The organism is Photobacterium sp. DA100, assembly GCF_029223585.1.
GTDB lineage: Bacteria > Pseudomonadota > Gammaproteobacteria > Enterobacterales > Vibrionaceae > Photobacterium.
In genome coordinates, this window is record NZ_CP119424.1 from 527,089 (window position 1) to 551,822 (window position 24,734).

General features: G+C 44.8%; 26 protein-coding genes and 2 pseudogenes. 19 read left to right on the forward strand and 9 right to left on the reverse strand.

Features of this window, described 5'->3' with window-relative positions; translation table 11 throughout:
• Positions 1-82: 82 nt before the first annotated feature.
• The 3 genes from PTW35_RS20050 (at position 83) to PTW35_RS20060 (ending at position 2,369) form a co-directional block, all read left to right on the forward strand.
• On the forward strand, positions 83-967 hold the full coding sequence (locus PTW35_RS20050) for an AraC family transcriptional regulator (protein ID WP_281028681.1): 885 nt from the start codon (positions 83-85) through the stop codon (positions 965-967).
• Between the two features lie 381 nt (positions 968-1,348).
• Positions 1,349-1,897, forward strand: coding sequence for an outer membrane beta-barrel protein (locus PTW35_RS20055; RefSeq protein WP_281028682.1), 549 nt, complete (start codon positions 1,349-1,351; stop codon positions 1,895-1,897).
• Positions 1,898-2,072: 175 nt separating this feature from the next.
• Entirely contained in the window at positions 2,073-2,369 is a 297-nt protein-coding gene (locus PTW35_RS20060; protein ID WP_197078552.1) for a GNAT family N-acetyltransferase, read from the forward strand.
• An 85-nt stretch (positions 2,370-2,454) separates the two neighbouring features.
• Here PTW35_RS20060 and PTW35_RS20065 read toward each other — a convergent pair whose 3' ends face one another.
• The 4 genes from PTW35_RS20065 to PTW35_RS20080 all read right to left on the reverse strand — a co-directional run bounded on the left by PTW35_RS20065 (position 2,455) and on the right by PTW35_RS20080 (position 6,879).
• Positions 2,455-3,555 carry an alkene reductase gene (locus tag PTW35_RS20065; protein WP_281028683.1) on the reverse strand — a complete coding sequence of 367 codons (1,101 nt, stop codon included), beginning with the start codon at positions 3,553-3,555 and terminating at the stop codon, positions 2,455-2,457.
• Positions 3,556-3,576: 21 nt separating this feature from the next.
• Positions 3,577-3,957: a lactoylglutathione lyase gene (gene gloA / locus PTW35_RS20070; protein WP_039459980.1), complete on the reverse strand. Its 381-nt coding sequence runs from the start codon at positions 3,955-3,957 to the stop codon at positions 3,577-3,579.
• 317 nt (positions 3,958-4,274) lie between these two features.
• The gene (locus PTW35_RS20075) at positions 4,275-5,348 is read right to left on the reverse strand and encodes a beta-eliminating lyase-related protein (protein ID WP_039459983.1); all 1,074 of its coding nucleotides are present in this window, start codon (positions 5,346-5,348) and stop codon (positions 4,275-4,277) included.
• Between the two features lie 739 nt (positions 5,349-6,087).
• On the reverse strand, positions 6,088-6,879 hold the full coding sequence (locus PTW35_RS20080; RefSeq protein ID WP_039460015.1) for a helix-turn-helix transcriptional regulator: 792 nt from the start codon (positions 6,877-6,879) through the stop codon (positions 6,088-6,090).
• A 197-nt stretch (positions 6,880-7,076) separates the two neighbouring features.
• Here PTW35_RS20080 and PTW35_RS20085 point away from each other — a divergent pair, with 197 nt between their 5' ends.
• The gene (locus PTW35_RS20085) at positions 7,077-7,931 is read left to right on the forward strand and encodes an MBL fold metallo-hydrolase (RefSeq protein ID WP_281028684.1); all 855 of its coding nucleotides are present in this window, start codon (positions 7,077-7,079) and stop codon (positions 7,929-7,931) included.
• A gap of 212 nt (positions 7,932-8,143) precedes the next feature.
• Positions 8,144-9,118 (forward strand): DUF4382 domain-containing protein, encoded by a 975-nt coding sequence (locus PTW35_RS20090; RefSeq protein ID WP_281028685.1) that lies wholly within the window; start codon positions 8,144-8,146, stop codon positions 9,116-9,118.
• A 36-nt stretch (positions 9,119-9,154) separates the two neighbouring features.
• Here the strand turns inward: PTW35_RS20090 and PTW35_RS20095 are convergent, their stop codons facing one another.
• Both PTW35_RS20095 and PTW35_RS20100 read right to left on the reverse strand, forming a co-directional pair.
• Complete coding sequence (locus tag PTW35_RS20095; RefSeq protein WP_281028686.1) at positions 9,155-10,924, reverse strand: DUF1501 domain-containing protein; 1,770 nt, start codon at positions 10,922-10,924, stop codon at positions 9,155-9,157.
• Positions 10,925-10,929: 5 nt separating this feature from the next.
• Entirely contained in the window at positions 10,930-12,429 is a 1,500-nt protein-coding gene (locus PTW35_RS20100; RefSeq protein WP_281028687.1) for a DUF1800 family protein, read from the reverse strand.
• A gap of 519 nt (positions 12,430-12,948) precedes the next feature.
• Between PTW35_RS20100 and PTW35_RS20105 the strand changes: the two genes are divergently transcribed.
• The 9 genes from PTW35_RS20105 (at position 12,949) to PTW35_RS20145 (ending at position 18,833) form a co-directional block, all read left to right on the forward strand.
• Entirely contained in the window at positions 12,949-13,830 is an 882-nt protein-coding gene (locus PTW35_RS20105; protein ID WP_044621349.1) for a mechanosensitive ion channel family protein, read from the forward strand.
• 160 nt (positions 13,831-13,990) lie between these two features.
• Positions 13,991-15,184, forward strand: a complete 1,194-nt coding sequence (locus PTW35_RS20110) for a DEAD/DEAH box helicase (protein WP_281028688.1) — start codon at positions 13,991-13,993, stop codon at positions 15,182-15,184.
• Between the two features lie 157 nt (positions 15,185-15,341).
• The gene (locus tag PTW35_RS20115; protein WP_276329436.1) at positions 15,342-15,806 is read left to right on the forward strand and encodes an NUDIX domain-containing protein; all 465 of its coding nucleotides are present in this window, start codon (positions 15,342-15,344) and stop codon (positions 15,804-15,806) included.
• Between the two features lie 30 nt (positions 15,807-15,836).
• The gene (locus PTW35_RS20120; protein WP_281028689.1) at positions 15,837-16,262 is read left to right on the forward strand and encodes a VOC family protein; all 426 of its coding nucleotides are present in this window, start codon (positions 15,837-15,839) and stop codon (positions 16,260-16,262) included.
• Between the two features lie 18 nt (positions 16,263-16,280).
• Positions 16,281-16,640 (forward strand): MmcQ/YjbR family DNA-binding protein, encoded by a 360-nt coding sequence (locus PTW35_RS20125; protein WP_281028690.1) that lies wholly within the window; start codon positions 16,281-16,283, stop codon positions 16,638-16,640.
• Between the two features lie 148 nt (positions 16,641-16,788).
• Positions 16,789-17,364 carry a GNAT family N-acetyltransferase gene (locus tag PTW35_RS20130; RefSeq protein WP_044621345.1) on the forward strand — a complete coding sequence of 192 codons (576 nt, stop codon included), beginning with the start codon at positions 16,789-16,791 and terminating at the stop codon, positions 17,362-17,364.
• Positions 17,365-17,390: 26 nt separating this feature from the next.
• Positions 17,391-17,783 carry an ACT domain-containing protein gene (locus tag PTW35_RS20135; protein WP_044621344.1) on the forward strand — a complete coding sequence of 131 codons (393 nt, stop codon included), beginning with the start codon at positions 17,391-17,393 and terminating at the stop codon, positions 17,781-17,783.
• Between the two features lie 45 nt (positions 17,784-17,828).
• On the forward strand, positions 17,829-18,296 hold the full coding sequence (locus PTW35_RS20140) for an HAD family hydrolase (protein WP_039463786.1): 468 nt from the start codon (positions 17,829-17,831) through the stop codon (positions 18,294-18,296).
• A 15-nt stretch (positions 18,297-18,311) separates the two neighbouring features.
• Positions 18,312-18,833, forward strand: a complete 522-nt coding sequence (locus tag PTW35_RS20145) for a GNAT family N-acetyltransferase (RefSeq protein ID WP_281028691.1) — start codon at positions 18,312-18,314, stop codon at positions 18,831-18,833.
• Positions 18,834-19,388: 555 nt separating this feature from the next.
• Here the strand turns inward: PTW35_RS20145 and PTW35_RS20150 are convergent.
• Positions 19,389-20,312: a DNA-directed RNA polymerase subunit alpha C-terminal domain-containing protein gene (locus tag PTW35_RS20150; protein ID WP_281028692.1), complete on the reverse strand. Its 924-nt coding sequence runs from the start codon at positions 20,310-20,312 to the stop codon at positions 19,389-19,391.
• A gap of 344 nt (positions 20,313-20,656) precedes the next feature.
• Here PTW35_RS20150 and PTW35_RS20155 point away from each other — a divergent pair, with 344 nt between their 5' ends.
• Both PTW35_RS20155 and PTW35_RS20160 read left to right on the forward strand, forming a co-directional pair.
• A complete protein-coding gene (locus tag PTW35_RS20155; RefSeq protein WP_281028693.1) occupies positions 20,657-20,974 on the forward strand; it encodes a hypothetical protein in 318 nt (105 codons plus the stop codon).
• 250 nt (positions 20,975-21,224) lie between these two features.
• Positions 21,225-21,629, forward strand: coding sequence for a hypothetical protein (locus PTW35_RS20160; protein ID WP_281028694.1), 405 nt, complete (start codon positions 21,225-21,227; stop codon positions 21,627-21,629).
• 20 nt (positions 21,630-21,649) lie between these two features.
• On the opposite strand, the pseudogene PTW35_RS20165 reads toward PTW35_RS20160, so the two are convergent.
• Positions 21,650-21,775 (reverse strand): annotated as a pseudogene (locus tag PTW35_RS20165) (helix-turn-helix domain-containing protein); the annotation flags it as partial.
• A 238-nt stretch (positions 21,776-22,013) separates the two neighbouring features.
• Between PTW35_RS20165 and PTW35_RS20170 the strand changes: the two are divergent.
• Both PTW35_RS20170 and PTW35_RS20175 read left to right on the forward strand, forming a co-directional pair.
• Positions 22,014-22,553: a 3'-5' exonuclease gene (locus tag PTW35_RS20170; RefSeq protein WP_039463790.1), complete on the forward strand. Its 540-nt coding sequence runs from the start codon at positions 22,014-22,016 to the stop codon at positions 22,551-22,553.
• Positions 22,554-22,790: 237 nt separating this feature from the next.
• Entirely contained in the window at positions 22,791-23,198 is a 408-nt protein-coding gene (locus PTW35_RS20175; protein ID WP_044621339.1) for a hypothetical protein, read from the forward strand.
• A gap of 78 nt (positions 23,199-23,276) precedes the next feature.
• Here PTW35_RS20175 and PTW35_RS20180 read toward each other — a convergent pair.
• Positions 23,277-23,561: pseudogene (locus PTW35_RS20180) on the reverse strand (DUF4442 domain-containing protein); the annotation flags it as partial.
• Positions 23,562-23,829: 268 nt separating this feature from the next.
• On the opposite strand from PTW35_RS20180, the gene PTW35_RS20185 reads away from it, so the two are divergent.
• Positions 23,830-24,720 (forward strand): DMT family transporter, encoded by an 891-nt coding sequence (locus tag PTW35_RS20185; RefSeq protein WP_281028695.1) that lies wholly within the window; start codon positions 23,830-23,832, stop codon positions 24,718-24,720.
• Positions 24,721-24,734: the final 14 nt, after the last annotated feature.

Here is a 24,734-nt window from a genome sequence, read left to right on the forward strand (position 1 = left end):
TTCGTTTTGCCACCGAGAAATAGTATGCTGGCCTGGTGCGCCATTCTACCAAAATGGCGACAGTGAAAAGGAATATCGCGACATGAGCATTACCTATCAGCTCAAATCACATCAGAAGCACGGACACCTTAAATTTGCCTATGTAGATGGCCATCATCACTGTGACTTTGCCGTCCACAAACATGACTTCTCCGAGTTGTTTCTGGTGGTGAGTGGCAGCGGCAAGCACACGGTCGCTCAGCACGAATATCCGCTCAACAAAGGGGATGTGTTTGTGATCAATGGTGACATCGAACATGGATTCAGAGATGTGGACAAGCTGAAGATCATAAACTTGATGTTTGATCCTCAAACGCCGTTCTTCGAGAGCCCATCAATGCGCCAATTGTCCGGCTACCAGGCGATGTTCAAAGTCGAGCCAATCGCTCGGCAAACCACGGAATACCAGGCGAAGCTTACCCTCGACAGACAGCAGTTGCCTGAAATAGAGCGCTTACTTGCCGCACTGAAAAATGAGTACCATGCTGCTTTGCCAGGCTTTGAAGTCATGCTGACCAGTTTGATGCAGCAACTGGTGATTGCGCTTGCTCGGATGTACCAAGATCAAAGCCAAGAACTACCGCAGACCACTTTGGCATTAAGTCGGGCTTTGGTGTTTATCGAGCAACATTTTAATGACGCAGAGGTGAGTAGTGATCTGATTGCCAAAGCGGCCTTCATTAGTAAGCGGCAATTGGAGCGCTTGTTCCGGCAGTTTCTTGATACTTCACCGAATCACTATCTCAGGGAGGTCCAGCTTCATTACGCGACAAAACTACTGTGCGATGAGCGTAACAGCTCCATCCAGGGAGTTGCAGAGCAGTGCGGCTTTGCTGATAGCAACTACTTTTCGAAGTGCTTTAAACAGAAGTTCAATCAGAGCCCAAGAGCGTACCGAAAGAGTCATCTTTTTCTGGAGGAAAACTAACTCTTGCATAGGTTTTGCTGAGAGTTATAAGTTATTCGATAAAAATTAATCGAGAATAATGACAGTAAAAGAATATCTATAACAGAAAGAAAATGTGGTTTTTCTTTGGCTTCTAAATTAAGTCGTATTTGAATCGGCAAGCTTTTGCCAAAGGCAGCCGTTTTTCTTAAAAATGAGAAAGTTGTTTCGAAAATGGTTGGCTAATCTTTTGAAATAATTGCCTACTTTTGACGGCATAGTTGAAGCGTTATTTGAAAGCTTCCCGGCGTATCTTGTCAATGTGTCGCAGCATAACAATACACTCAATAACTCCTTAAGACCTTAATAGAAGTAAAGTCAGTTACACCTGAATTTATTGTTGGTTAGGTGAAGGTAAAGACAATGTCCAATCTTAAAAGTGCCAAGCTACTGAAGTTAAAGGTATTCATGCCGTATCTCAGTATCATTACGATTTCTCTTATGGTTTTTTATTCATCCCAGTCAAGAGCGGATACGGATTATTTTGTCGGCGGTGGCGTTGGCTACCAAGATGACAAACTAGATGGAGGAAGGGCAACTAATGGCGAAGATGCAGTCGTTCAACTGAATGCGGGGTTGACCATAAACTCTGAGCATAGAGTAACGGCAACCTACAGTTACAAGGATAAGTTCAAACAAAGCCTGTTTTTTGCATCATATGATTATCTCTATGATTTAAGTAATAAGGTCTCTTTGAATGGCGGTTTTTTATTAGGTGTCGGATATAACGATATTGCTAGTGAGACATCCGTTGACTTTATAAGGGGGCTGCAGGTCGGAACAACTTACCATATCAATAAAGACTGGAGTACAGATCTTACTTATCGATATATACACCAAGACTTTGATGAAGAGGGTGTCGATATAGATAATAGTCAGCAGATTGTAATTATTGCCAATTATCATTTTTAGCCATGTGCTGGTTTTGGGCCATGCCATTGAGTGAGTGCGGTGGCATGGTCATACTGAATATGTTGGGATTGACAGGGTAGACGCTGAAACCAACCGATTGTTTATCTGTCAGATTGATTCAGTTAGTATTGGTGGTGTTACCTAAATATAGCGCATACTAACTGTGGGAAAGGATATGGCCATCAATCACAATGTCATTCACGACAAGGAAAACCAAACCTATTTTGTTGATCTGGTCGATGGCTACCAAGCCAAAGTCAGTTACCAGATCTCGGGTAATGTCCTCACTGTCGATCACTCATCGGTGCCTGAAGCCCTAAGAGGGCAAGGCTATGCCGGTACCATGCTGGAAGCGGTGCTGGAGACTATTGCACAAGAAGGTTATAAAATTATCCCGCAATGTAGCTATGTTGTTCATTACATGAACAAGCATGATGAATGGCAGCATTTGTTGGCAGAGGTAGAATCCTAGCTAGTCCATAAGATATTGAGGCCGATATGACAAAGCCCTGCTCTTAGAGCAGGGCTTTATTGTCTTGGATCGTTCGATGGTTGGATTACCGTGTTTGATATTCAGGGTAGTCAAGCAACCCTTTTTCCGCACCACCGAATAGCGTTTCCGGATCGTGCGGAGCAAGCGGGTAGTCATTCATGATACGGCTTGGTAGATCAGGGTTGGCAATAAATGGACGGCCAAAGCCAATCATGTCGGCAATACCTTCAGCGATCGCCTTGGCCCCATTTTCTGCATTGTAACGTCCGGCATAGATGATCGTTCCCTTGTATGCCTCGCGGATCGCTTGCTTAAATGCTGGTGGTGTTTCCGGTGCGTCATCCCAGTCAACTTCTGCAATGTGAAGGTATACCACATTCAGTTTGTTCAAAAGGGCAGCAGCTGCGGTATAAGTTTCCACCGGGCTCTTATCAACAGTACCGTTGAGTGAGGTAAAGGGTGCAAGGCGAACACCAACACGCTCTGCACCGATGGCATTGGTCATGGCCTCCACAACTTCAGCGAGAAAGCGCAAGCGGTTTTCGATAGAGCCACCGTATTCATCTGTGCGGTTGTTCGCCTCAGAGTCGATAAATTGGTTTACCAGGTAACCGTTGGCTGCGTGCAGCTCAATTCCGTCAAAACCCGCCTCAATGGCATTGAGCGCAGCTTGGCGGTACTCACCGATAACATGCCTGATATCGTCTTTGGTCATCTCGCGTGGTTCTACCACGTCGACAAAACCAGGGGCATTGTTTCCGTCGTCGATAAATACTTTCACATTCTCAGCTTTTAGCGCTGAAGATGAAATTGGCTGCTGGCCGCCAATATTGGCAGGGTGGGTAACACGGCCAACATGCCAAAGTTGGGCATAGATAACACCGCCTTTAGCGTGAACCGCATCGGTCACTTTTTTCCAGCCAGCTATCTGTTCTTGGGTATAGATACCCGGTGTCCACGCATAGCCTTGGCCCATTTCGGATATTTGGGTACCTTCGGCGACAATCAGGCCGGCATCGGCACGCTGGGCGTAGTAAGTCGCCATCATGTCGTTCGCAATGTTACCCGGTTGGGTGGCCCTTGAGCGGGTCATTGGTGGCATGACGATACGGTTTTTTAGTGATGCTTTGCCAAGGCGCATTGGCTGAAATAGTGCGTCTTTCATCGGTTATACTCCAACCTGTACTTATTTGCTTGTCTGGATGAGTTCGATAGCGTAGCCATCGGGATCTTTAACAAAGGCAATGTGCGTTGTGCCACCAAGCATCGGCCCGGGCTCACGGGTCACGTTACCGCCAGCGGCTTTGATCTGATCGCAAGTTTGGTAAATGTCATCAACCCCTAAAGCGAGATGTCCAAAGCCGGTGCCGAGCTCGTAAGAGTCGGTGTCCCAGTTATAGGTCAGCTCGATAGTTGGGCCATTTTTGTCATAGCCAACGAACACAAGCGAGTAGCGATATTCTGTGTTTTCGAAACGGTCGAGAACCTGCATGCCCAACACCTTGGTGTAAAACGCGATGGACGTTTCGAGATCGGAAACACGGATCATGGTATGGAGGAATTTCATATCGCACCCTTCTGTAGTGACGCTGAACAAATCAGTCAAGGAAGTTTGGTTTATAACTTTTTTGAGTGGGAGTACTATATCGAGAAGAATTGCGGATAATAAATTATCATTAATTATTGTTTTGATAATTTTAAATTATATTAGTCATGTTTATGCTGACAGACGACAGCGATGGCAACAGCCACGATGACGAGCAAAAGAAGGAGCAAGTTGATGATGAGAGCCATGGCGATATTCCAGACAGTGTGAACCCTGTTCTTTGAATATAGTATCCCCTAGTGATCTAACATCACCAACTGCCAGTTCTGCAACCTACTTTAGAGTTGATCTACGATGTATTGGAAGATACTCCGTAGTTGCTCGAGTGGTATAGCAAGCAAGTTATCTCCGATGTACCATTCAATCACCGATTGGGCCGGGTGCTGGGCGATTTGTGGGCTGCCCAGCCAGATCCCTTGATGCTCGGCTAAATCTTGGCATAGTTTCACCGTGCTCTCGTAGCTCAGGGGAAGGATCAAGTGCAGCATATTGGCCTGTGGCTGGGTTGGGTTGACTCCGAGCTGGGGAAACTCCGACAGCAGCGAGTAGATGTCCTTAGTCTTCTCGAATAAGGCGGGCATCATACCGATACGCTCATCAAACTGCATGGCGGCAGAGACAACATAGGGTGTGCGGTGATAAACATTCCCACCTTGTCTTTTCATCCACATATCGGCCAGCTCAATAAACGCTTTATCGCCCAGCAGCATGGAGCCGCCAAGCCCATTGATGCCTTTGTAGAGAGAGACATAGGCACTGTTAAATCCATGGGCAATTTCTTGGTAAGACTTTTGATAATAAGCCGCTGTTTCCCACAGTCTGGCGCCATCCATATGTAAGTGGATATTATGGAGTTGGCAGTGTTGCTTGATGGCTTTCAATTCATCCCAGGCTGGTAATTGTCCCCCCAGCTCCCGCATCGGTAATTCATATAGGGCTGCAGATATTTCGTCGGGCCATTTTTGTAAATCATCCAAGGTCCATGGTTTGAACATGTTGCCGACTGGCAGAATGTTAAAGCGGTTTTGTAGCTGGTAACCCTGCCTTTCGAAGCGTGTGATATGGCTGGACTCGTGCATGGCAACAATGGGGTTGCGTTTTTGCCGGCACACCAACTCAAGGGCTGTCACCTGAGCCATGGTACCGCTGATCACAAATAGTCCGGCCTCGAACCCCAGCAGGTCGGCAATTTTTTGTTCAAATGACTGGATGAGCGCACCATCCCCATAGGTATCGTGTTTGATGTCGTGTTGTTCACACCATTGGGCCATTTTCTTAAAATGATTAGCGGGGGATTCATCACGGTTACCGGGTAATACGGTGTGGCATTGGTTGCGCAATTCCTTGTTCATTGAACGTTCCTTTATGGTGCAATTTAGCTCCAACTTATAGTGGGGCAGGCTATAAGTCAAAGCGCTTTGGAATCAGGTCTAAGCGTTGAATAAGCAGGTATCAATGCCGCCTGAGTTGAGTCTTGGCCGGGTAGTGAGTATTGAGAGCGGAAAAGTAAAGCCAGCACGAATGCTGGCTAGTTTGTTTATCGTTATTGTTATTTGTTGAGCAATGTATTGAAGGCTAACAAATTAGAAACGGAAAACGACACGGATGACTTGTGTCCAGCCCCATAGGCTAAAGCCGATTACTGTGGATAAGAACAATGCAGGAAAAATCATATCAATCATAGTTGTATAACCTAGCTAATTGGTGTTTTTGTGGTTTTATTGTCTAATTTTGCTGGCGATAATCAAAGCAAAACTCTGACTTGTTTTTTGTTTTTGTGATATGCAACTGAGTTTGATGTTTTTATAAGCATTGATGACTATTAGGTCCTGTTTTGATTCAGGTTTTAAGGTAAGCATCAAGTAGGGTTGGGTATGGTTTTGTATGTGTCGGTTCAGACGAACTAGTGATAGTTAAAGCCGTTAAGCGTTCATCCGAACATGCTTAACGGCGAAGTGAAGATAAGTCCGTATACAAAGAGAATGATGAATGGCTTCATCAGATTTTCCCCAAAGCGCTACGGAGATACAGACCGTGGAGGGGCTAGGGATCTTTCAAACGATAATTGGCTTATGTCGTGCCGTCAGCAGTTTATTCCGAGTTGGCAAAGAAGCGCTGGCGGTATTGTTCGGGAGTACATTGAGCATGGCGCTTGAACAGGGTAATAAATGGCGATGCTTGATGGTAGCCCAAGGTTAATGCCACCTCTTTTACCGAAGAACCTTTGCGCAGCAAATGCAATGAATAGAGGAACTTGCGTCGTTGCCGCCACTCGGTAAAGCTCATTCCGAGCTTATCCTGGCAGTGCCGGGCTAGCGTTCTTTCTGTGGTGTGGAGTATCTGTGCCCAGTCCTTTAATGTTTTTTCCGACATAGGATTGCGCTCAAGTTCATTGAGGATAGGTTTGAGCAGCTTATCGTTGCTGGTTGGTAAAAACTGCTCGTGCTCTTTGGCTTGGTAAACCTGATCAAGTAAAACAGCGATCAGTCTTTTGTCTTGCTCCGATTCTGCCACGGTCAACCGTCGGGCCTTCAAGTCGTTGATAATAGCTTCCATGATTGGGCTGACTTCAAGTAGGCATGGGTAGTCGGGAAGTGGTGACGCTAACGGATGAGTAATGTTCATCGAACAATAATTCAGGCTACGACGCATGAAGCTTTCGTGTTCTATCCCAGCGGGTACCCAAACAGCATACTGAGAAGGTGACAGGAAGCGTTTGTCTTCCGCTTTCAGCTCCAAAATCCCACCGTTGATGATCTGTAGCTGTCCCCATGGGTGGCTGTGGCTTGGCGTTGTCGTGTTGGGTAAGAACACCTCGTGACCGAAAAAAACGTCAGCGGGCGGGTTATTGTTATCAAAAAGCGGCTGGTAGATTTTATTCATCGGGTTTTGGGAACCTGGGAGCAGGCAGTTGGTATCTATTGGTTACTACAGTAATCATCCTACCTATAGAAGGCAATCATTACATGGTTGGTATTACGTATGAACCCGCCTGTGCCAAAACCTAGCTAAAATAGACAATATAGTGACTAGGTATACAGACATGCTTTTCATGTGTTAGGTAGGTTGGGAGGTAGGCAATGACAGCTTCCATAGAGGCTTTTTTTCATAGTCCGACATCAACACTGAGTTACGTGGTTTACGATATGGCAGGCGGCCACTGCGCAGTGATTGATAGCGCGTTAGACTTCGATTTATCTTCTGGTGTTGTGAGTACAGAGTTCGCCGACGAAATCATTGCCTATATCAGGCGCAACCAACTCAGCCTTGATTGGGTGTTGGAAACCCACGCTCATGCCGATCATTTAACCGCTGCCAGCTATATCAAATCAAAATTGGGTGGAAAAATCGGGGTTGGCTGCCATATCGAAGACGTAAAAGCGGTTTTTGATCCTGTCTTTGCGATGGGGAGTAACAATCAGGCAGGTGCGGTCAGTGATCAGTATTTTGATCACTATTTTAAGGATAAAGAAGAGTTTTCCATCGGTATGCTAACGGTGACTGTTGTTGAAACACCGGGTCATACCAGTGACAGTGTCACCTATCTGGTTAACCAAAATGCGTTTATTGGCGACACCTTATTCATGCCTGATTTTGGCTCAGCGCGTTGTGATTTCCCCGGCGGCGATGCGAAACAGCTGTTTGGCAGTATTCAACGTCTCTATACACTGCCGGATTCGACCCGGCTGTGGGTGTGTCACGATTACCAGCCGGGGGGACGGGAGCTGGAATATCAAACTACTGTTGGAGAGAGTAAATTAAACAATATTCATATAACTGGCGAGACATCAGAAAATGAATTCGTCCAGTTTCGTTCTGAGCGCGATAAACAATTGAATGTACCTAAGTTATTATACCCAGCCATACAAGTTAATATTCGTGCAGGTGTGTTACCTGAAGCCTTTATTAAGATACCAATATCGAAAACATTTTAGCTCATACCCCCTCGAAGTGTATACATTATCAAACTAATATGTATGTTAGGTTGGATGTTCTATAATGATTTTTTAATTCATACCATTAAAAAATTTATTATATCTATGTGATATGCTAACAAAACTTTGTCAGTAAATTGTCAATTAAGTTTCTGGTTATTGAGTCGCTGGATAAGTAAGAGATAAAATTGCGACCAGAAATGGAGAGTATTATGACAATTTATAAAACCTTACCCGTACTAGCCGTGGCAACGTTGCTTTCAGCTTGCGGAAGCGACAGCAGTGGCGATTCTACCCAGTATGCCAAAGTTTCTTTCAGCGTGTCTGATGCGCCGGTTGATTCGATGTCTGAAGTCGTGGTGGCTTTTGATAAACTTGAGCTTAAGCACGAGAATGGCAACTCTTACATCATTGACGTTGATCACGACGATGAAGGTAATGACTACCAGCAACTTGACTTGCTTGATTACCAAGGTACAGATGCGGCACTGATTATCACAGAGCACACGCTTCCTGCCGGTGTGTATAAGGAAATGATTGTCCATACCAAGCCTGGTGATATGAACTGGGTGAAAGATGATGACACATCGGGTGAGTATGATCTAAAAATCCCGAGCAATAAACTGAGACTGGGTGGCTTTGAAGTCACTCCGGAAGACGACAATACCGTCCAGGGCTTTACCATTGAGTTTGACCTGCGCCAGTCGCTGGTTGAGCGAGGTAATGCCGGTAAAAATGGTTACAATCTAAAACCTCATGGGGTGAAGATTGTCGACAATCGCCAGGCGGCATCGCTGTGGGGCAAGGTAGACTTTGCTCTATTTGATGCGGGCGAAGGCTGTGCTTATGACACCGGTAACTTTGTTTATTTATATCCTGAACATTCGTTAGATGACTATCAATTAGCGGACAATTTTGATCCCCTTGATGAAGACTTTAATGGTGAAATTCCAGTAGGTGAATATGTTTTGCCATATGCATCAGCAGCTGTAGATGAGAGTGGCGACTACGCATTCGGTTATATTCCTGCGGGTGACTATACCGTCGCCTTTACGTGTAATGCAGTCGATGATGATCCTATCCAATATGATAGCGAGATCATTATTGCCAACCCTGAAAATCAGCGGTTCGAAATCACATTGGATAAAATGCAAGAAAAAGAATTTAACTTCAATTTCACTCTATAAGGAAAGGGCCAGATGGCCCTTTCTTTTTACTCCAATTTAATTACCCCACACTTCTATCTCTTGGAAATTATTCCAGCTCGTTAGACTGGAGTTGACCGGGTCATTATTACCGTTACACGTCAGCTGAATATATTTCACTTCGTTGGCATTGATTGGGTTACTCACTAAACCGGTTGTTGTCCCTGGGGTGACAATACTGGAAAGCGGTGAATAATTGAGGCCGTCACTACTTACGGCAATGTCGACGAAGTACTGGCGAACATCCCCTTTGGCCTGAGACCATTTTATCTCTCTTAAGTTAGCCATCTGAGTGAGTTCCAAGGTGAAGGTGATCCCCAAACCTTTTGCCGTCCATTTTGTCGTGCTATCGCCGTCTACTGCCATTTCCGGTGTGTGGTCAACCCGGGTTTCTGATGCGGAAACGCCAGCAATTGCCAATTTGACCGGAGTGGCTGGTGGTTCAGTGACTTCGCCAAGGAAGCCAAGGTAACGGCTCGGGAAGGCATTGGTGTTGTCTGGGTTTAGGCTAGGGAAAATATAGTCGACACTGTTATCGGACAGGCCGAACCATTTGCACATTGTCGCTGCCATCTGTTCAGACGAGGTGGACGGGATAAACTTATTGCCATTTGCATTTGCACCGTCACGAATAAAGTCTGGATATTGACCGTAAGCCTTACCACCTATAACTTGTCCGCCTAAAATAATTTGGTTACTTCCCCAGCCATGGTCGGTACCGCGGTTACTATTATTTTCTATTGTCCGGCCAAAATCAGACATTGTAAAAGTGGTCACTTTTTCATGTAGCTGATCGGCTTCCAGTGAACGATAGAAGGCACTGAGTGCCGCATCAATTTGCGCGAGGATACCATCGTGTTTGCCCCGTTGGTTACTGTGATTGTCAAAACCACCGATAGAGACAAAAAAGACTTGGCGACCTTGGCTAAGATTAGTGCTTGATTGTATCAATCGCTTGACCATTCTAAATTGCTTTCCTAAATAACTCGCGGGAATGCTCTGGTCTTCAGGGAATTGCTCTAACGTATCGTTAAGTGAGGTTTGAAAGTCAATGACGTCCTGAAAACGCTGTAAGTAGCTTTTGGCAAAAGGTGAGCCGGTATTGTTATCAAGAAGCTTTTGCACATTGTTATTAATAGAGTTAATTGCAAGTGGTGACATTGCACGTAGCCCCTCAGCACTAATACGCAGATCAGAACCTGTTAGGCTATTCATTAGTTCGTTGCCACTGAAGGACATTTTAGGTGAAACCACTTCAGAGCCGGAAGCGAGTAGCTCCATCATCATGCCAGCCCATCCGTATGGATGATATTGGCTCGTATTCCAGCTGCGCTGCCAAGCCAGTTGCTGTTTATTATGGGCTCCTAGATTTGGGGGGGACTTGACAGCACCGAGGTTGGCTTTTGTGGTTGGCTCAAGAAGCGTACCCACATTGACGACAGTAGTTGCTGAACCTGCCATCATCAATTGAGCAAGTTCAGGCATGCTGCCATTAAGTGCTATTGCCTGTCCGCTCTCATCGGTAAAACCCGGTATTCCTATAATCTCAGCGGTGCTGAGATGGATATCCGGACGGGCATTGACATAATTGGTGTAGTTAGCAGTTGAGTTAGGGACCACCATATTGAACGAATCATTGCCTCCGAATAGGAACAGGCAGACCATGGCTTTGTAATCACTGTTGTCGTTTGCTAATGCTTGTGTTGGTAAAGTCAGAGACAGTGGTAAAGCTGTGGCCGAGGAAGCAAACGCAGCTGTTTTAATAAAATCGCGTCTTGATAAATTCATAAGGCTTACTCCTGAACCATGAAGCTGGGAGAAATAAAGGCGAAGTACAGCATAGCTGCGACTGCATAAGGCTTGTTATTACTGCTCTTTGCGTTCCACAGGCCCTCTAATCTAGGGGCGAGATCTGCGGATATGTCACCGTGCAAGAAGCGCTTGGCGATGAGATCCGAGAGAGATGTATAGTCACTACTTACTGACGTAAAGTCACTGACAACCGGATAGAGCTCCTGTTTACTGTTGGAGCTGGTTTTATAACCATTATCATGAACAACTTTCCAGGCAATGTTGCTTAGTTTGATCACTTGGTTCCAGTCAATGATTTCCAACTCAGGAGAAGTCAGGTTGTTAGCTTCAAGCGCACCACTGGGAAGGTGATCGGGTGAGTAGAAATTGAACACCGAGGGGGATCCTAGCGGGTACTGATTGAATGTTTCTTGGTAAAGCATTGCGTCGAACGCAATTACGCCGCCACTTCCTGGTTTGGCATCTAAAGCACGATAGAAGTAAGTCATGGCAAGAATAGGTTCGCGCATCTTGGCGACATGTAGATCGTTTTCTTTCAGCACCTCAGCATCGGTCAAAATGGCGGTAATTACCTCACCTAGGTTACCGCCGGTGTTACGAAAGACAGAGGCAACTCTTTCAACATACTCAGGCCTTGGGTTGGATGTGACGAATCGTTTAATTAGCAGGGTACTGATAAATGGTGCGGTATTAGGGTGGTTGACCAAGAGGTCGAGAACCTGATCCAGTTCGGCTTCCGCCCCGACACCGGCCGGAAATTCTGCGCCGAGAATTTTTTTTGCTTCCATATCATGGGAATCATCATAGGCAACCATGGGCTTTTCCATGCTACTGCCATCCATGAACCAACCAGTGAATACGCGTGCCATGTTTTCAATATCACTGTCGTCATAGGTGGGAATCGGTTGATTATCATCGCCAAGCCTTGGTGTGCCATTCAGGTTGAGTTGCTCTAAACCGATGGTAAACAGCTGCATGATTTCACGAGCATAGTTTTGGTCTGGATTAACCCCGGTGCGACTTTTCGGAAGGTTGCCGACCATGGTGAGGTAGTGACCCATAATAGGTGAGCGGGTAACATGATACAGCAGGGTTTTATAGTCACTGAATGCATATTGGGTAAGGATATCGTAGTAGTGAGCCATCTCGGTCGGGTAAGGGGCCAATTGGGCATCTCGATCTCCCACCACTAGGATTTGGCTCAGGGCAAATGCCATGCGCTGGCGCAATTGAGCCCCTTTCCATAATGCGATATCGAACCATGCACAAACCCGCATTTCTTGAGTGGTTGAGGAACTGCCTCGCTGCTGGGCCTGATATAGCGTGCGTTCTTTGTGGCTTTCATAGGGTTCGGTGAGTTGGCTGTTAATCCAGCTGGTGCGGTTATCGAGGCTAAGAAAATCCTCGATCTCTCCTTTTTTTGTCCCCATCGTTGCCATATCCAAGAATCTGGATGCCTGGCGGTATGTTAATCCTTCCATAGATATTCACCTCCGTAATGAAGCGGTTTTGGTTGTTGGTATATCTATCTTGGAAGTGAAATATTGGTATAGGGAATATGCCTCTTTGTTTTATTTAAATTTATGATGTCGTGGCAAGGAAATATGAAAATGTCTTGAAAACTAGTCATCTGATAAGAATTCTGTTTATTTCCTAAAACAGTTATAGGCTCTGGTGTTAATTACATTTTCAACCGAGTATAAATCGTTCAGCCCTATATATTGTGGGGTTATGCTCTGTTTGGATATTGGTAACCAGGAAATGCGACAGGTGATCGCTGTCCCGTGCGTATTTTTGCTTTTACGCCACGGAAATCGTCAAGTGTTTGTGCTGTAGAAAATTATGGGCAATAAACTGCCAGTAATCTAGGTGGTTTTTGGGGTTATTAACGTTTTAAACAATAGTGCTCGGCTTGATCTGGATTTTATCTTAAAACTATGGGAATTTAGGTCTGTAACGTAGGTGCTGAAAATGATGTGTGGGAGTGAAAAGAGGCGCGCATGCCAGAGAAGTTGTTACCGATTATTGATTTTTTTCTAGAACATAAAATACTGCTAAGTGTTGTTATTATTGCATTGGTTCTGATGTTCAGAAGGCTAGTGTTAAAGCAAATTCGCGGGGATGTCGCGTTTGTTTCTGAGCACCAGCGCAAGTGGATGTCACGGACCAAAAACGGTACCTTCACCTTGATGGTGGTGGTGGTGTTTATGCTGTGGCAATCCGAAATTAGCGAGTTTGCTTTGTCAGTTACCGCCATTGCCGTTGCGATAGTTGTTGCTTCCAAAGAGATCATTCTTTGTTTTACAGGGTCAATTCAACGGGCCAGTGCACGTTCGTTTAGAATAGGCGATTGGATCGAGGTGGGTTCGTTATGCGGAGAAGTGATCGAGCATAATTTGATGGCGACAGTGATCCAGGAGATCGATCTTCATCACGGTCAATACCACTTCACGGGGAAAACGGCGACATTGCCAAATAGCATGTTTTTTACCTATCCGGTGAAAAACCTCAATTTTATGAAACGCTACGTTTACCATAGCTTCAATATTACGGTAAAAGAGTTCGTTAATCTTTATGTGATTGTGCCAGAGATCATCGAACAGATCGAAGGACACTGTGACGAATTCATCGATGTGGCAAGGCGCTATAACGGGGTGATCGAAAAGCACGCAGGCGTTGATTTGCCAGGTCCTGATCCGCATGTCCATATCACGACAACCGCAACCGGTGAGCAGGTGGTACATATCATGCTATTTTGCCCGACGGAAATGGCCACGCACCTTGAACAGCTGATACGCGAAGACTTTATGCAGATCTACCAAGAAACCTTTGGTAAAAATGCCCTTCGCGAAGAGCGCAACCCTCGGGTGAGTTATATGTAATTTGCTTACCCTCGTTTATCGTTACCAGAGCCCACAGATAATTCGGTGGGCTTTTTTGTTATGAAAAATCGCAAGGCTAGGCGGGATTCGTGGTACACTCCCGCGCTTCATGTAGAGGCGGCTCTACCATATTTAGTTAAAGTACAATTAGAGGCGATTCATGCCATTCTCTAAACTTGGGCTCAGCGAGTCATTGACCAAAGCGGTTAGCGAACTCGGATACAGCAAGCCAACAACGATCCAGAACAAGGCTATTCCTGTCATTTTGCAGGGCAAGAACCTGATTGCCGCAGCGCAAACGGGTACAGGTAAAACCGCGGGCTTTGTATTGCCAATCCTGGAAAAACTCAGCCATGGTAAAACACAACGTAAGAAGCGTATTCGTGCGTTGATCCTTGTTCCTACCCGTGAGCTTGCGATTCAAGTTGAAGAGAAGATCACACTATACAGCAAGCACCTTGGCCTGACTTCGCTGGCTATGTATGGCGGTGTGGATGAGAAAGAGCAGAAGCAGCGTTTGATTGACGGTGTCGATGTATTGGTCGCTACGCCGGGTCGTCTGCTCGATATGTACGGCAAGCGCGCTGTTCACTTTGAAGAAGTGGAAATGCTGGTCCTCGATGAAGCTGACCGCATGCTGGATATGGGTTTTATCGATGATATCAACAAGATCATCGACCGTCTGCCTGAAGAGCTGCAGTTCCTGCTGTTCTCGGCGACGCTGTCTAACAAAGTCCGTGATTTGGCCAAATCCGTGGTCGAAAACCCGCATGAGATCAGCATCGCTGCCAACCAAGCGTCAAAAGCAAATATCGAGCAGTGGCTGATCACGGTTGATAAAGATCAGAAGTCGGCACTGCTGAGCCATTTGATCAAAGAAAATAACTGGGATCAGGCGTTGATTTTCATCGAAACCAAGCATGGTGCTGCCAAGCTGGTATCGCAGTTGGAAAAACGGGACATTGCTGCAGAAGCGTTCCACAGTGGCCGTAGCCAAAAGGTGCGTGAGCAGCTGCTGGAAGACTTCAAAGCCGGCAAGATCAAATATCTTGTTGCGACTGGCGTTGGTGCCCGTGGTATTGATATCGAAGAGCTCTCTCGGGTGGTTAACTACGATTTGCCATTCCCTGCTGATGAATATGTTCACCGAATTGGCCGTACAGGCCGTGCAGATGCATCGGGTGAGGCAATCTCGTTTGTATCGAAAGACAATTTCAAGAACCTTTGTATGATCGAGAGTCGTCTGGGGCACTTGATTGAGCGCCGTGTGGTAGAAGGTTTCGAGCCTAGAAAGCCGGTGCCGATTTCAATTTTGAATTACGTACCAAAAAGCAAACGTCAAAAGAAAGACTGATTGCCTGTCAAAAATACTCAGCCCTTGCCATTCGGTGAGGGCTTTTTTTTGCTTGGGTTTTTCATCAGTCACAGAATCTCATGCTGTTATCTGGCAGAATTTTCCCCTCTCAACATATTTACCAATGGTTCCTGCCACTTGATGGAGGCGGCATAACGTGACAACCCAAAAAATTCCAGTGAATACCTCTATTGTTTCGGGCGTTGCTTTATCTGAAATTGATGGCGAGATGAAAATGCTGCTGATGAAGCGGGTAAAGGGCGGATACTGGTGCCATGTAGCCGGCTCTATCGAAGGGGAGGAAAAGGGGTGGCAGGCGATACTCCGGGAGTTTTATGAAGAAACACAAATCTCGGTAACTGAACTCTATAATGCCCAGTATTTAGAACAGTTCTTTGAGGCCAATATCAACGTATTGCAGATCATTCCGGTCTTTGCTGTGTTATGTCCTCCCAATCAACCGGTGACCTTGAATGAGGAGCATACCGAGTATCGCTGGGTGAGTCTTGAAGAAGCCAAAGCGCTGGTGCCGTTCCCCGGCCAACGCCAGGTATATGATCATGTTTGGGCACATTTTGTAGATAATCGCCCTTCCGAGCATATGAAAGTTACTATTAACTAAGCAAGGTTGGCGCCGCATTAAGGAATCAGAGTGAAACAGAGTATTGTCCATATCGCCCTCGTCGTAAAAGACTACGACGAGGCGATAGAATTTTACGTCAACAAGCTGAAATTTGAATTAATCGAAGACACCTACCAGCCTGAGCAGGACAAGCGGTGGGTGGTGGTATCGCCGCCGAATTCTAATGGTGTGACTTTGCTTCTTGCCCGAGCATCTAAGCCAGAGCAACTCGACTTCATTGGTAATCAAACAGGAGGCCGGGTATTTCTGTTTCTGAACACAGATGACTTCTGGCGTGACTACAACCGTATGGTGGCTGATGGCATTCACTTTGTCCGTGAGCCGAAAGAACAAGATTACGGCACGGTGGCTGTTTTTGAAGATCTGTACGGAAATTTATGGGATCTGCTACAGCTCAATCCAGACCATTCTATAGCTAGACGTATTGCTCGCTAGCAGATGATGGGATCAGCTATGAACAAAGAACAGATCATTGAATTTATTTTGACTCTTCCCGAAGCCGAATTGGATTATCCCTTTGGTACCGATGTCATGGTGTTCAAGGTGCTGGGCAAGATGTTTACGCTTATCATTGTCAATGATGGTATTGTCGATATTAACCTCAAAGGGGCTCCGGCGGACAATGAAGCGCTAGCGTCCATGTTCACGGCTATACGCCCTGGCTACCACATGAACAAAAAGCACTGGATAACGGTATCTGTAACTGAGGAGATTGAAGATGGCATGCTGAAGGGCCTGATCGATCGCTCCTACGACTTGGTGGTAGCTAAGTTGAAAAAAGCCGACAGGGAACGGCTTGCGATTCATAGGTAATGAGTAAACCATGGGTAAATCTTCTTTGCTTACAAGGCATGCAAAGATAGGAGATCCAGAAGCGGTTGCTGACAGAGCCACTCTGAACAAGGTGATATGCTTATACTCATTAGAATAGTAAGAGCAGTAAAGGGAAACAGACAGTCAGATGGCAAGTAGGTTAGAAACAGAGAGGTTAATACTGCGTCAGTGGAAGCGGGAGGATTATCCAGACTACGCCAGACTGAATGCTGACCCCACGGTTATGATGTATTTCCCCGCGGTGTTGTCCCGGCAGGAAAGTGAAGCCCAAGCGGCACGGATCACTCAGCTGATCGCGGAAAATGGCTGGGGGTTCTGGGCGGCAGAGCTAAAGGCGACAGGGCAATTTATCGGCTTTGTGGGCTTACACCGCCAAGATGAGTTGTCAGGGATCCCCAATGCACCATTTATCGAAATTGGTTGGCGGCTTGCCAAAGAATACTGGGGTAAGGGTTATGCTCCCGAGGCTGCTCGTCGAGCATTGCAATTTGCTTTTGAACAGCTGTCAGCGCCAAGCATCTACGCATTTACTGCTTTGCCCAATACCCCCTCGCAACGGGTGATGGACAAAATCGGTATGACGAATATCGGACAAGACTTTGACCACCCCAAGTTACCAGTCGGGCATCATCTCAGGCGCCACTGCCTTTATCAGGTAACCCGAGAGACTTGGTTAGGAAGACTAAAGCCGCGCAGCCCTTGATGTCGCCGGCATGAAATGGAGGAAAAATGACGGGTATTTGCGATCTGCAAGAGCTGCTGAAATCTATGGCCCCTGAACTGACAGAAGGGGAGTATGTATTTTGTAGTGTTGACGGTGAGTTAGAAACATATCTCGCATTGTCGCCTATTGCGACCTTTCAAGAGTCGGAAGGACTAACGCTAGTCGTCAGCAAACAAAACGCTGATAGGGCCTGCTTGGCTTATGAGTCGACTTATAGAATGCTTACCCTCACTGTGCATTCCAGCCTAGATGCGGTGGGTTTAACGGCTGCAGTCTCCTCCAAGCTCGCAGAGCAGGAAATAAGTGCCAATGTTATAGCGGCGTATTACCATGACCACGTATTTGTACCGAGTGCCAAGGCCGAACATGCTTTGCGTGCTCTCAAATCACTTTCTTAAACAACGGAAGTAAAGCTTGTTCTTGTCTGGACGAAAGGATGCTTAATGGCGAAAGTCTATTTATTTGATTGGGGAGACACCTTGATGGTCGACTTCCCTCAGTACCAAGGAAAAATGTGTGACTGGCCCGAAGTGAAGGCGGTACCGGGAGCGCGGGAAGCCCTTCACCGTTTGTCGGCGAAATACCCAATCTATGTTGCAACCAACGCCGATGACTCGTCAGTTGATGATATTAAACAGGCTTTCAAACGAGCAGGGCTAGCGAAGTTTATCAGTGGCTATTTTTGTAAAGTCAATATGGGGATCGCCAAAGGTACGCCAGACTACTTTCAGCGCATAGTTTTGGCGCTGGATGTCGAGCCTTTTGAGATCACTATGGTCGGCGATACGTTGGAAAAGGACATTCAGCCGGCTATGGCGGCAGGATTGCAGGCAATTTGGTATCAGCCGGATTTTACGCTAAAGGGCGAAAGGCAATATCAACAAATTAGGCATTTGGAAGAGCTGGTATAGCGAGTGAGGGAATAGATGAAATTAGTTTCTCCGAGTGAGGAGTATCGATTGGCTTTCGATCGGTTTTACGATGATTTTGTTAATCATGATAAGGAAAACGCCTCGTATTATGAGGGCGGAAAAAAGAATTTTGATCGATATATTCAATCGTTAATTGATGAGTCCAACGGCATGAATTTACCTGAAGGGTATGTGCCTTGTCACCATTATTGGCTTGTAGACTCGAGTCAAGAAATATTGGGGGTGATCCGGATTCGTCACAATATCAATACGCCTTTTTTATCCCATGAAGCAGGGCACATCGGTTATGATATTGCTCCTCGTTTTCGAGGCCAAGGTTACGGAAAAGCCATGTTGAAGCTGGCTCTGCCGAAAGCCTGCCAATTAGGTATCGCAACAGCCCTCATCACTGCTGACGAAGACAATATCGCCTCACGCACTGTCATTGAACGCAATGGTGGGCAATTAGATAAAATAGTGCAGGGTAAGGTATTTCAGTATCCCATCGCTCGATACTGGGTTGACTGCTGTTGTTAAAGTCGCGTCATAATCGGTAGAAATCATTAGTAATCAAGCTGCGAAAAGGGGGATTCCCCTTTTCACACTTTGGCTAAATGCTATCCTTCGTGCCAGTTATAGCGTGATATCCGGAAGTAAGATGAATTTTAACCGTATTACGTTCTGGTTTCGTACTAACAAGTCTGTCGCTTAGGTTATTGATATAAAATCAATAGGTGATACAGCGAAATTTTGTAAGCTTTTTGCTGTGCTACCTTTTGATTGACCTCTTGTTTGAAGCTCAAAAGAGTTAGCCATGCTGCTGGTTGGTTTGGATCTATGTGTGTATGACAGACGGAGTTGGCGAGAGCCTTGATAAATTTCACAGCCATCCAATGCTGCTTCATTTAGCCTATATAAAATCTGATGTGTTAAAAAAATGCCCCATTGTCTGTTAGTGCTAAAGCTCATTCACAGTATGTTAATACTGATTAACGATATATTTTCTAATCTCTGCCCCCTGTCCACAACAAAAGGTCTTCCATTGGCAGACCTTCCGTTATGATGTACTAAGTGCGTTTTAGCGAATGAAGATTAATCTCCGTTTATCGAAATTCTAATTTTATTAAGTGAAACTTTACCAATCCCTTTGATTGCTAAGAGTTCTTCATCTTTCATTTCACTTAACTGACTAATAGTATTTACACCATGAGATTTCAAATCATCTATTGATGTTTTATTTATACCATTAATCAAATGTATGTATCCGATCTTATTATAAAAGTACTCAATTTTTTCTTTAGGGTTTAAAAAGGCATAATCATACAGTCTATCAATGCTTCCATAATACCCAACAACCTTACTATGAATTAAATTATGGCTTTTAGATAAACTTGGTAAATTATTTATAGCATTAATTTTCTCCACATAAGACAAATCACCTTCGATTATCTCCCTGAAGCTTTTTGCATATATCAGATACTGTTCAGAATCTACCTGTCCCGCATCAGAAGCAGCTGTCGCACCTTTATCAAGAAAATCGAATTGGCTATCTAGTTTTACGCTCCAAATACCTTGCGATTCATCTCCATATTGTGGGCAATCTCCCAACTCCCCCTCAAAAGTCTCCCCGCTTTTTTCTAGAATCCAAAGAGGTGTACTTATTTTTAAGGTTGGATGAAATTCAAATCCAGTTATCAAAGAGTGGTATTCAGAACTTAGTCGATGCCCAACCTCTTTTTGATATTTTGCAATTAATAATTCAGTCTCATCTAAAGAACCAAGAGAAATATTGTCATATTTAGAGCATAACCCCTTTAATTCATCTAACTTTTCTTTTGCTAAATTAACTCTAGACTTTTTAGTATCTAAATTATCAGTTTTTTCGCAAATGTTTAATGATTCATTAATTATCGTTGTTAACCTGTTTACTCTCTCTGTCAAATATTCAGTATTGATATCAAGGTAAACATCTTTTTCTTCAGCCTTTTTTTTCTTGAATAAATCCCAAAATCCCATCTGGAAACCTCATAATTAATATAAACCTATTACATTAATAGTATCATGGGCTTACAAATTTATACTGTTCTCAATCCACAGTTTTGTCATGCTAGCCGTAAGCATCAGAGCTCATATGTTTAAGTAAATGCTTTACTTTTCTGTTTTTGCACTATTTTTGTACAATAACACCGAAGTAACACTTATTCTCAATAAATTCAGTTACCTGAATTTACTAGGTTAAAGCACAAACACTAACAAACTTTTACCCCGTAGCGTGACAACTAAATCACGAACCGCAGTTATATGGATATTAAGCGTAACTAACTGTAAGATATAACAATGTTAAGAATGGAGTTCAGCAAATGAAAGCCTATGACTTTATCGCTATTGGCATATCGCTTGTTTCAGCAATCATTGCCTTTTTGTCTTACCTTGCAGCTAGGAAAGCTAACAAGCATTCAGAGAGAGCCAACCTAATCACAGAGCTAGACACCCAAAAGGCACTCTACGAGCATTACGTTCAGCGATACCGTGACGAATTCACCAAGTACGAGAATAACAAAAACTTGGGAGACAGCTTTGCTGAGGCTTGTAGAAATGCCGCATCAGACTACCAACAGCAATATCAAAAAGCAGAACGAGAAGTCATCCGACTCAGAGAACAGCTTGCCAATAGTTAATTTAAGTACTCAGAGGCTCACTCAGTTAATTCATGAATTACTAAATTAGCAATACAACTGACTCACAATTGTTCAGATATGTGCTAGAAATATTTATTAGGCTGTATTAATAGTGCTCCTATTGGCAACTCGCCACTTTTAAATTCAATTACGGTTTAGATAGAGTATTGTTAGATAGGGGGGGAGGGGTTCTAGTTTTGTCCGCCCCCCCTTGGTGCTTACCATTTTTTTAGCAAGCAAGGAGCTGCAAGTGATTGAAGTGATTTTTAAAGGGGTAGCAGTTTTATTTTGTTTGTGTGTTATGGTGGTTCTACTTGAAATATCTAGATTTAAGTGGGTTGGCTTTAAACGAAGGCAGGCATTATCCCGCCGTAAACAAGAAGTAGCCGAGTGGGAAGATATTAATGCCCGTAGAACCCCAACTTTGCCAAAAGAACGTTTGACCCTTACTACAGATAAAACTGTGGGTGTTAAGCTGGAATCCATAGATGAGGTGATTCAGGCTGATAATGAAGAGTACGAGTATCAGCTTATGGTTTGCTCAATAGCTGCACAGGCGGCTATGAGTAGAGAGAGGCAGGCCGCAAAAAACAAGGTTCATCGCAGATTAGCGGGAACTAAAAACAAGCGGCCCAAACTAACGATAGTGAAGTAGGAAATTAGCCGTAACTAAACTTACCCCATATTCATAAGCTTTTTAGCTCGCTGAACTGTTGACGGATTGCAACCGATCTCCAAAGCCACTTTTCTTATACTCATGCCACTATCTAACAGCTCGATGATTTTAGATGTCCTTTCTTGATCACGCTTTCGGCCCTGTGACCTGTATGATTGACCTCATGACAGGTGTTTTCCAGCATATTTCGAGCAGTGGGCTTTGAATGTGGGCTAGGTTGTCGCATGGTCCGAATCTCTCAGATTACAGCGAGATACCTTGATAACAGCAACTTAGTGGTAATTCCTCTTACTTCACACTTTGGCTAACCCGCCGCTAAATGCTATCCTTCGTGCCAGTTATAGCGTGATATCCGGAAGTAAGATGAATTTTAACCGTATTGTTTGTTTTGACCTCGAAATGTGCTGTTGGAATGATGGCCGCGAGTCAAGAACAGGTGAGATCATTGAAATTGGCGTTGCAGAGCTCGATCTCACCAGCGGTGAGGTTGTACGCAGAGCCCAGCACTTTGTCAAACCGGATCATGATGAAGTGTCGCCGTTCTGCACAGAGCTTACGGGGATAAAACCTGAAGTGGTGGCCAAGAACGGTAAGCCGCTTGGGCATATTTTGAAATCCATTGAACAGAAGTTCGGTGGTCGGCATAAAATCTATGCGGCCTGGGGACGTGATGACATTATCCTTCGTAAGGAGTGCGAAGAAAAGGGCCTGAAGGTTCCATTTGATGAGTATCTCAACCTAGCAACCTTGTTCCGGTTGCAGCGCCATGTGACCAAGAAGCGATGTGGCCAGCGAGCTGCGATGGAAATGGCTGGTATCGAATGGGAAGGGCGGCAGCACTCTGGCTACGATGATGCCTACAATTTAGCGCGGTTAGCCAAAACACTTTTCATTAATGATTAAAGAAAAAGTGTTAGGGGTCGCTTGTGTTAGCAAGAAACGAAGAAATGTTTCTAAATCGGGATTTTGGGATAAATACTCGGTCATTTCTTCGATAAGGTTATAATTTTTCTATGGTTTACGCATCATTTTAATTGACAAATAAATCACGATAGTTAACATTATGCAAAAAATAAAATATGCAAATTGTTGGCTATGGATTTTACAACTTGTCAAATTCCGGTAAGGAATCGACTCAATATGGACGAGTTTCCTTGTTCAGATAAACTCAATGAACAGCGTCCGTACGAGGAAATTATTCGGTGGTGGAATGTCCCTTATGTGGACGAACTAACCTATGAAGAATCTGGGGAAATTGGGGTGTGCGTGCTTGATGGCGCCACCTGGGACGGACCTAGATTGATCTCTGAGCATGCTACTTTTGAGGAAGCGGTAGCGGCTGCTAATTTTTATGTCAACCATTCAGATATTTGGCGCCGCTTTAAAGAGCCCTATCAGCCGCTGGCAAAGGTTGATCACCTGATTGATATGAGTTCGTTCATCCATGGCAAATTAGCCAAGATGGATGAGGAGCAGCTGTTTGAGTATATGTTCCATTGGTTGCCAAAGGTCAATAAAACGGCAACACCCGTATTGGAAGCATCGTAAGCTGGGTAGTATTCACATATAAATGGCACAGTGACCACACTGTGCCATTTTTTTCTATAGATTGTATTGTTAATGCTGTTAAGTAATTCTCACATTCATCGTGATTTCAGCTTTAAAGACGACATTCCCCTCAGTATCTTTTACCTCAACCGGCAAAAGTTTGTCACCTTCAGTATTCCAGTCGATATTTTCACCTTGGGCTCGGGCAGTTAGATCTATTTTCGCTTTTTTTAAATATTCCACCGTCATTCCAACCGGGATCCAGTGACTGTTAACAGGGATAGATACATCCGCCATCATCCCTCCTGCGAGCTCTGCCATATTACACATCGCGATAGCATGCACCGTATTTAAGTGGTTAGAGTGATGGAAAAGTGTCATGCATTCCTGCGGGATAGATCACTCTTTCTTGATGGGAATGAATTTGGTTAAGTTCGATGGGGTGGGTTTTTATATTTTAAATATCAATAGCATATGAGGTTTTTAAAACGTTTGGATATGTCCTCAATACCATGAAGCGGCTGCTGAAAAAAACAAATGTCTGACAATAGAACCACGATGTCTTTTTAGAGATATTTATTTGTAACCTGACGTGACACAATTCCCAGGTAATCAAATTAAAAGGCAAACCATGTTCTATTTATTTCCTCTATTGACTGTAATCATTTGGGCAGGGAATGCCATCGTAAACAAAATGTCGTACAGCGTGATCGACCCTGGAGCGATCTCTTTTTATCGCTGGTTTTTTGCCATGATGGTATTGACTCCTTTTGTTCTACCATCGGTATGGCGCAAACGTCATGAAATCAAACCTCATTTGTCCAAGCTGGCATTCTTAGCCTTGCTTGGTATGGTACTCAACCAGTCTCTGGGGTACTTTGCTGCCGCAACGACAACAGCAACCAATATGGCCCTTATTGTTTCTCTTGTGCCGCTGCTGAGTATGTTTTTGAGCGTTCCGCTGCTGGGGCAGCGCCTGTTACCGCTAGCCATGGTTGGGGCCGTGTTATCACTGGCTGGCTTGGTCTTTATGTTAGGCCATGGTGATATCAGTACCCTGACTTCCCAGGGGATCAAGCAGGGCGATGCACTGTTGATGATTGCTGCCTTTGTCTATGCGTTATATTGCGTACTATTGAAGCGTTGGAAAATGCCATTAAATAACTGGCAATCTGTTTATGTGCAGGGACTTTTTGCCGTCACTATGCTAACCCCATTGCTACTTGGCAGTGAACGTACGGCAATCACTGGGGAATCACTTCCTTTGATTATGTATGCTGCACTGCCTGCTTCGGTATTGGCACCTTGGTGCTGGCTCAAAGGCATCGAAATTCTCGGCGCTGATCGTACCGCGATGTTCATGAACCTGATGCCAGTGCTGACGGCTCTGATCGCCAGTATCACATTGGGTGAGCAGTTAGCGGTATACCATTATATCGGTGGCGGTATGGTCCTCTCCGGTGTGATTCTGGCACAGCGCAAACCAAAACCTATCCAAACCGACAATATGGCCACGGCGTAAATACCAAATCCATT

Excerpts from the sequence above, each read along its gene's own strand:
- PTW35_RS20055 (WP_281028682.1), top strand. The coding sequence starts at position 1,349 with ATGTCCAATCTTAAAAGTGCCAAGCTACTGAAGTTAAAGGTATTCATG.
- PTW35_RS20150 (WP_281028692.1), bottom strand. The coding sequence starts at position 20,312 with ATGGGATTTTGGGATTTATTCAAGAAAAAAAAGGCTGAAGAAAAAGAT.
- PTW35_RS20050 (WP_281028681.1), top strand. The coding sequence starts at position 83 with ATGAGCATTACCTATCAGCTCAAATCACATCAGAAGCACGGACACCTT.
- PTW35_RS20130 (WP_044621345.1), top strand. The coding sequence starts at position 16,789 with ATGGCAAGTAGGTTAGAAACAGAGAGGTTAATACTGCGTCAGTGGAAG.
- PTW35_RS20155 (WP_281028693.1), top strand. The coding sequence starts at position 20,657 with ATGAAAGCCTATGACTTTATCGCTATTGGCATATCGCTTGTTTCAGCA.
- PTW35_RS20170 (WP_039463790.1), top strand. The coding sequence starts at position 22,014 with ATGAATTTTAACCGTATTGTTTGTTTTGACCTCGAAATGTGCTGTTGG.
- PTW35_RS20140 (WP_039463786.1), top strand. The coding sequence starts at position 17,829 with ATGGCGAAAGTCTATTTATTTGATTGGGGAGACACCTTGATGGTCGAC.
- gloA (WP_039459980.1), bottom strand. The coding sequence starts at position 3,957 with ATGAAATTCCTCCATACCATGATCCGTGTTTCCGATCTCGAAACGTCC.
- PTW35_RS20110 (WP_281028688.1), top strand. The coding sequence starts at position 13,991 with ATGCCATTCTCTAAACTTGGGCTCAGCGAGTCATTGACCAAAGCGGTT.
- PTW35_RS20060 (WP_197078552.1), top strand. The coding sequence starts at position 2,073 with ATGGCCATCAATCACAATGTCATTCACGACAAGGAAAACCAAACCTAT.
- PTW35_RS20175 (WP_044621339.1), top strand. The coding sequence starts at position 22,791 with ATGGACGAGTTTCCTTGTTCAGATAAACTCAATGAACAGCGTCCGTAC.
- PTW35_RS20185 (WP_281028695.1), top strand. The coding sequence starts at position 23,830 with ATGTTCTATTTATTTCCTCTATTGACTGTAATCATTTGGGCAGGGAAT.
- PTW35_RS20085 (WP_281028684.1), top strand. The coding sequence starts at position 7,077 with ATGACAGCTTCCATAGAGGCTTTTTTTCATAGTCCGACATCAACACTG.
- PTW35_RS20105 (WP_044621349.1), top strand. The coding sequence starts at position 12,949 with ATGCCAGAGAAGTTGTTACCGATTATTGATTTTTTTCTAGAACATAAA.
- PTW35_RS20090 (WP_281028685.1), top strand. The coding sequence starts at position 8,144 with ATGACAATTTATAAAACCTTACCCGTACTAGCCGTGGCAACGTTGCTT.
- PTW35_RS20065 (WP_281028683.1), bottom strand. The coding sequence starts at position 3,555 with ATGAAAGACGCACTATTTCAGCCAATGCGCCTTGGCAAAGCATCACTA.
- PTW35_RS20135 (WP_044621344.1), top strand. The coding sequence starts at position 17,391 with ATGACGGGTATTTGCGATCTGCAAGAGCTGCTGAAATCTATGGCCCCT.
- PTW35_RS20125 (WP_281028690.1), top strand. The coding sequence starts at position 16,281 with ATGAACAAAGAACAGATCATTGAATTTATTTTGACTCTTCCCGAAGCC.
- PTW35_RS20100 (WP_281028687.1), bottom strand. The coding sequence starts at position 12,429 with ATGGAAGGATTAACATACCGCCAGGCATCCAGATTCTTGGATATGGCA.
- PTW35_RS20095 (WP_281028686.1), bottom strand. The coding sequence starts at position 10,924 with ATGAATTTATCAAGACGCGATTTTATTAAAACAGCTGCGTTTGCTTCC.
- PTW35_RS20080 (WP_039460015.1), bottom strand. The coding sequence starts at position 6,879 with ATGAATAAAATCTACCAGCCGCTTTTTGATAACAATAACCCGCCCGCT.
- PTW35_RS20145 (WP_281028691.1), top strand. The coding sequence starts at position 18,312 with ATGAAATTAGTTTCTCCGAGTGAGGAGTATCGATTGGCTTTCGATCGG.
- PTW35_RS20075 (WP_039459983.1), bottom strand. The coding sequence starts at position 5,348 with ATGAACAAGGAATTGCGCAACCAATGCCACACCGTATTACCCGGTAAC.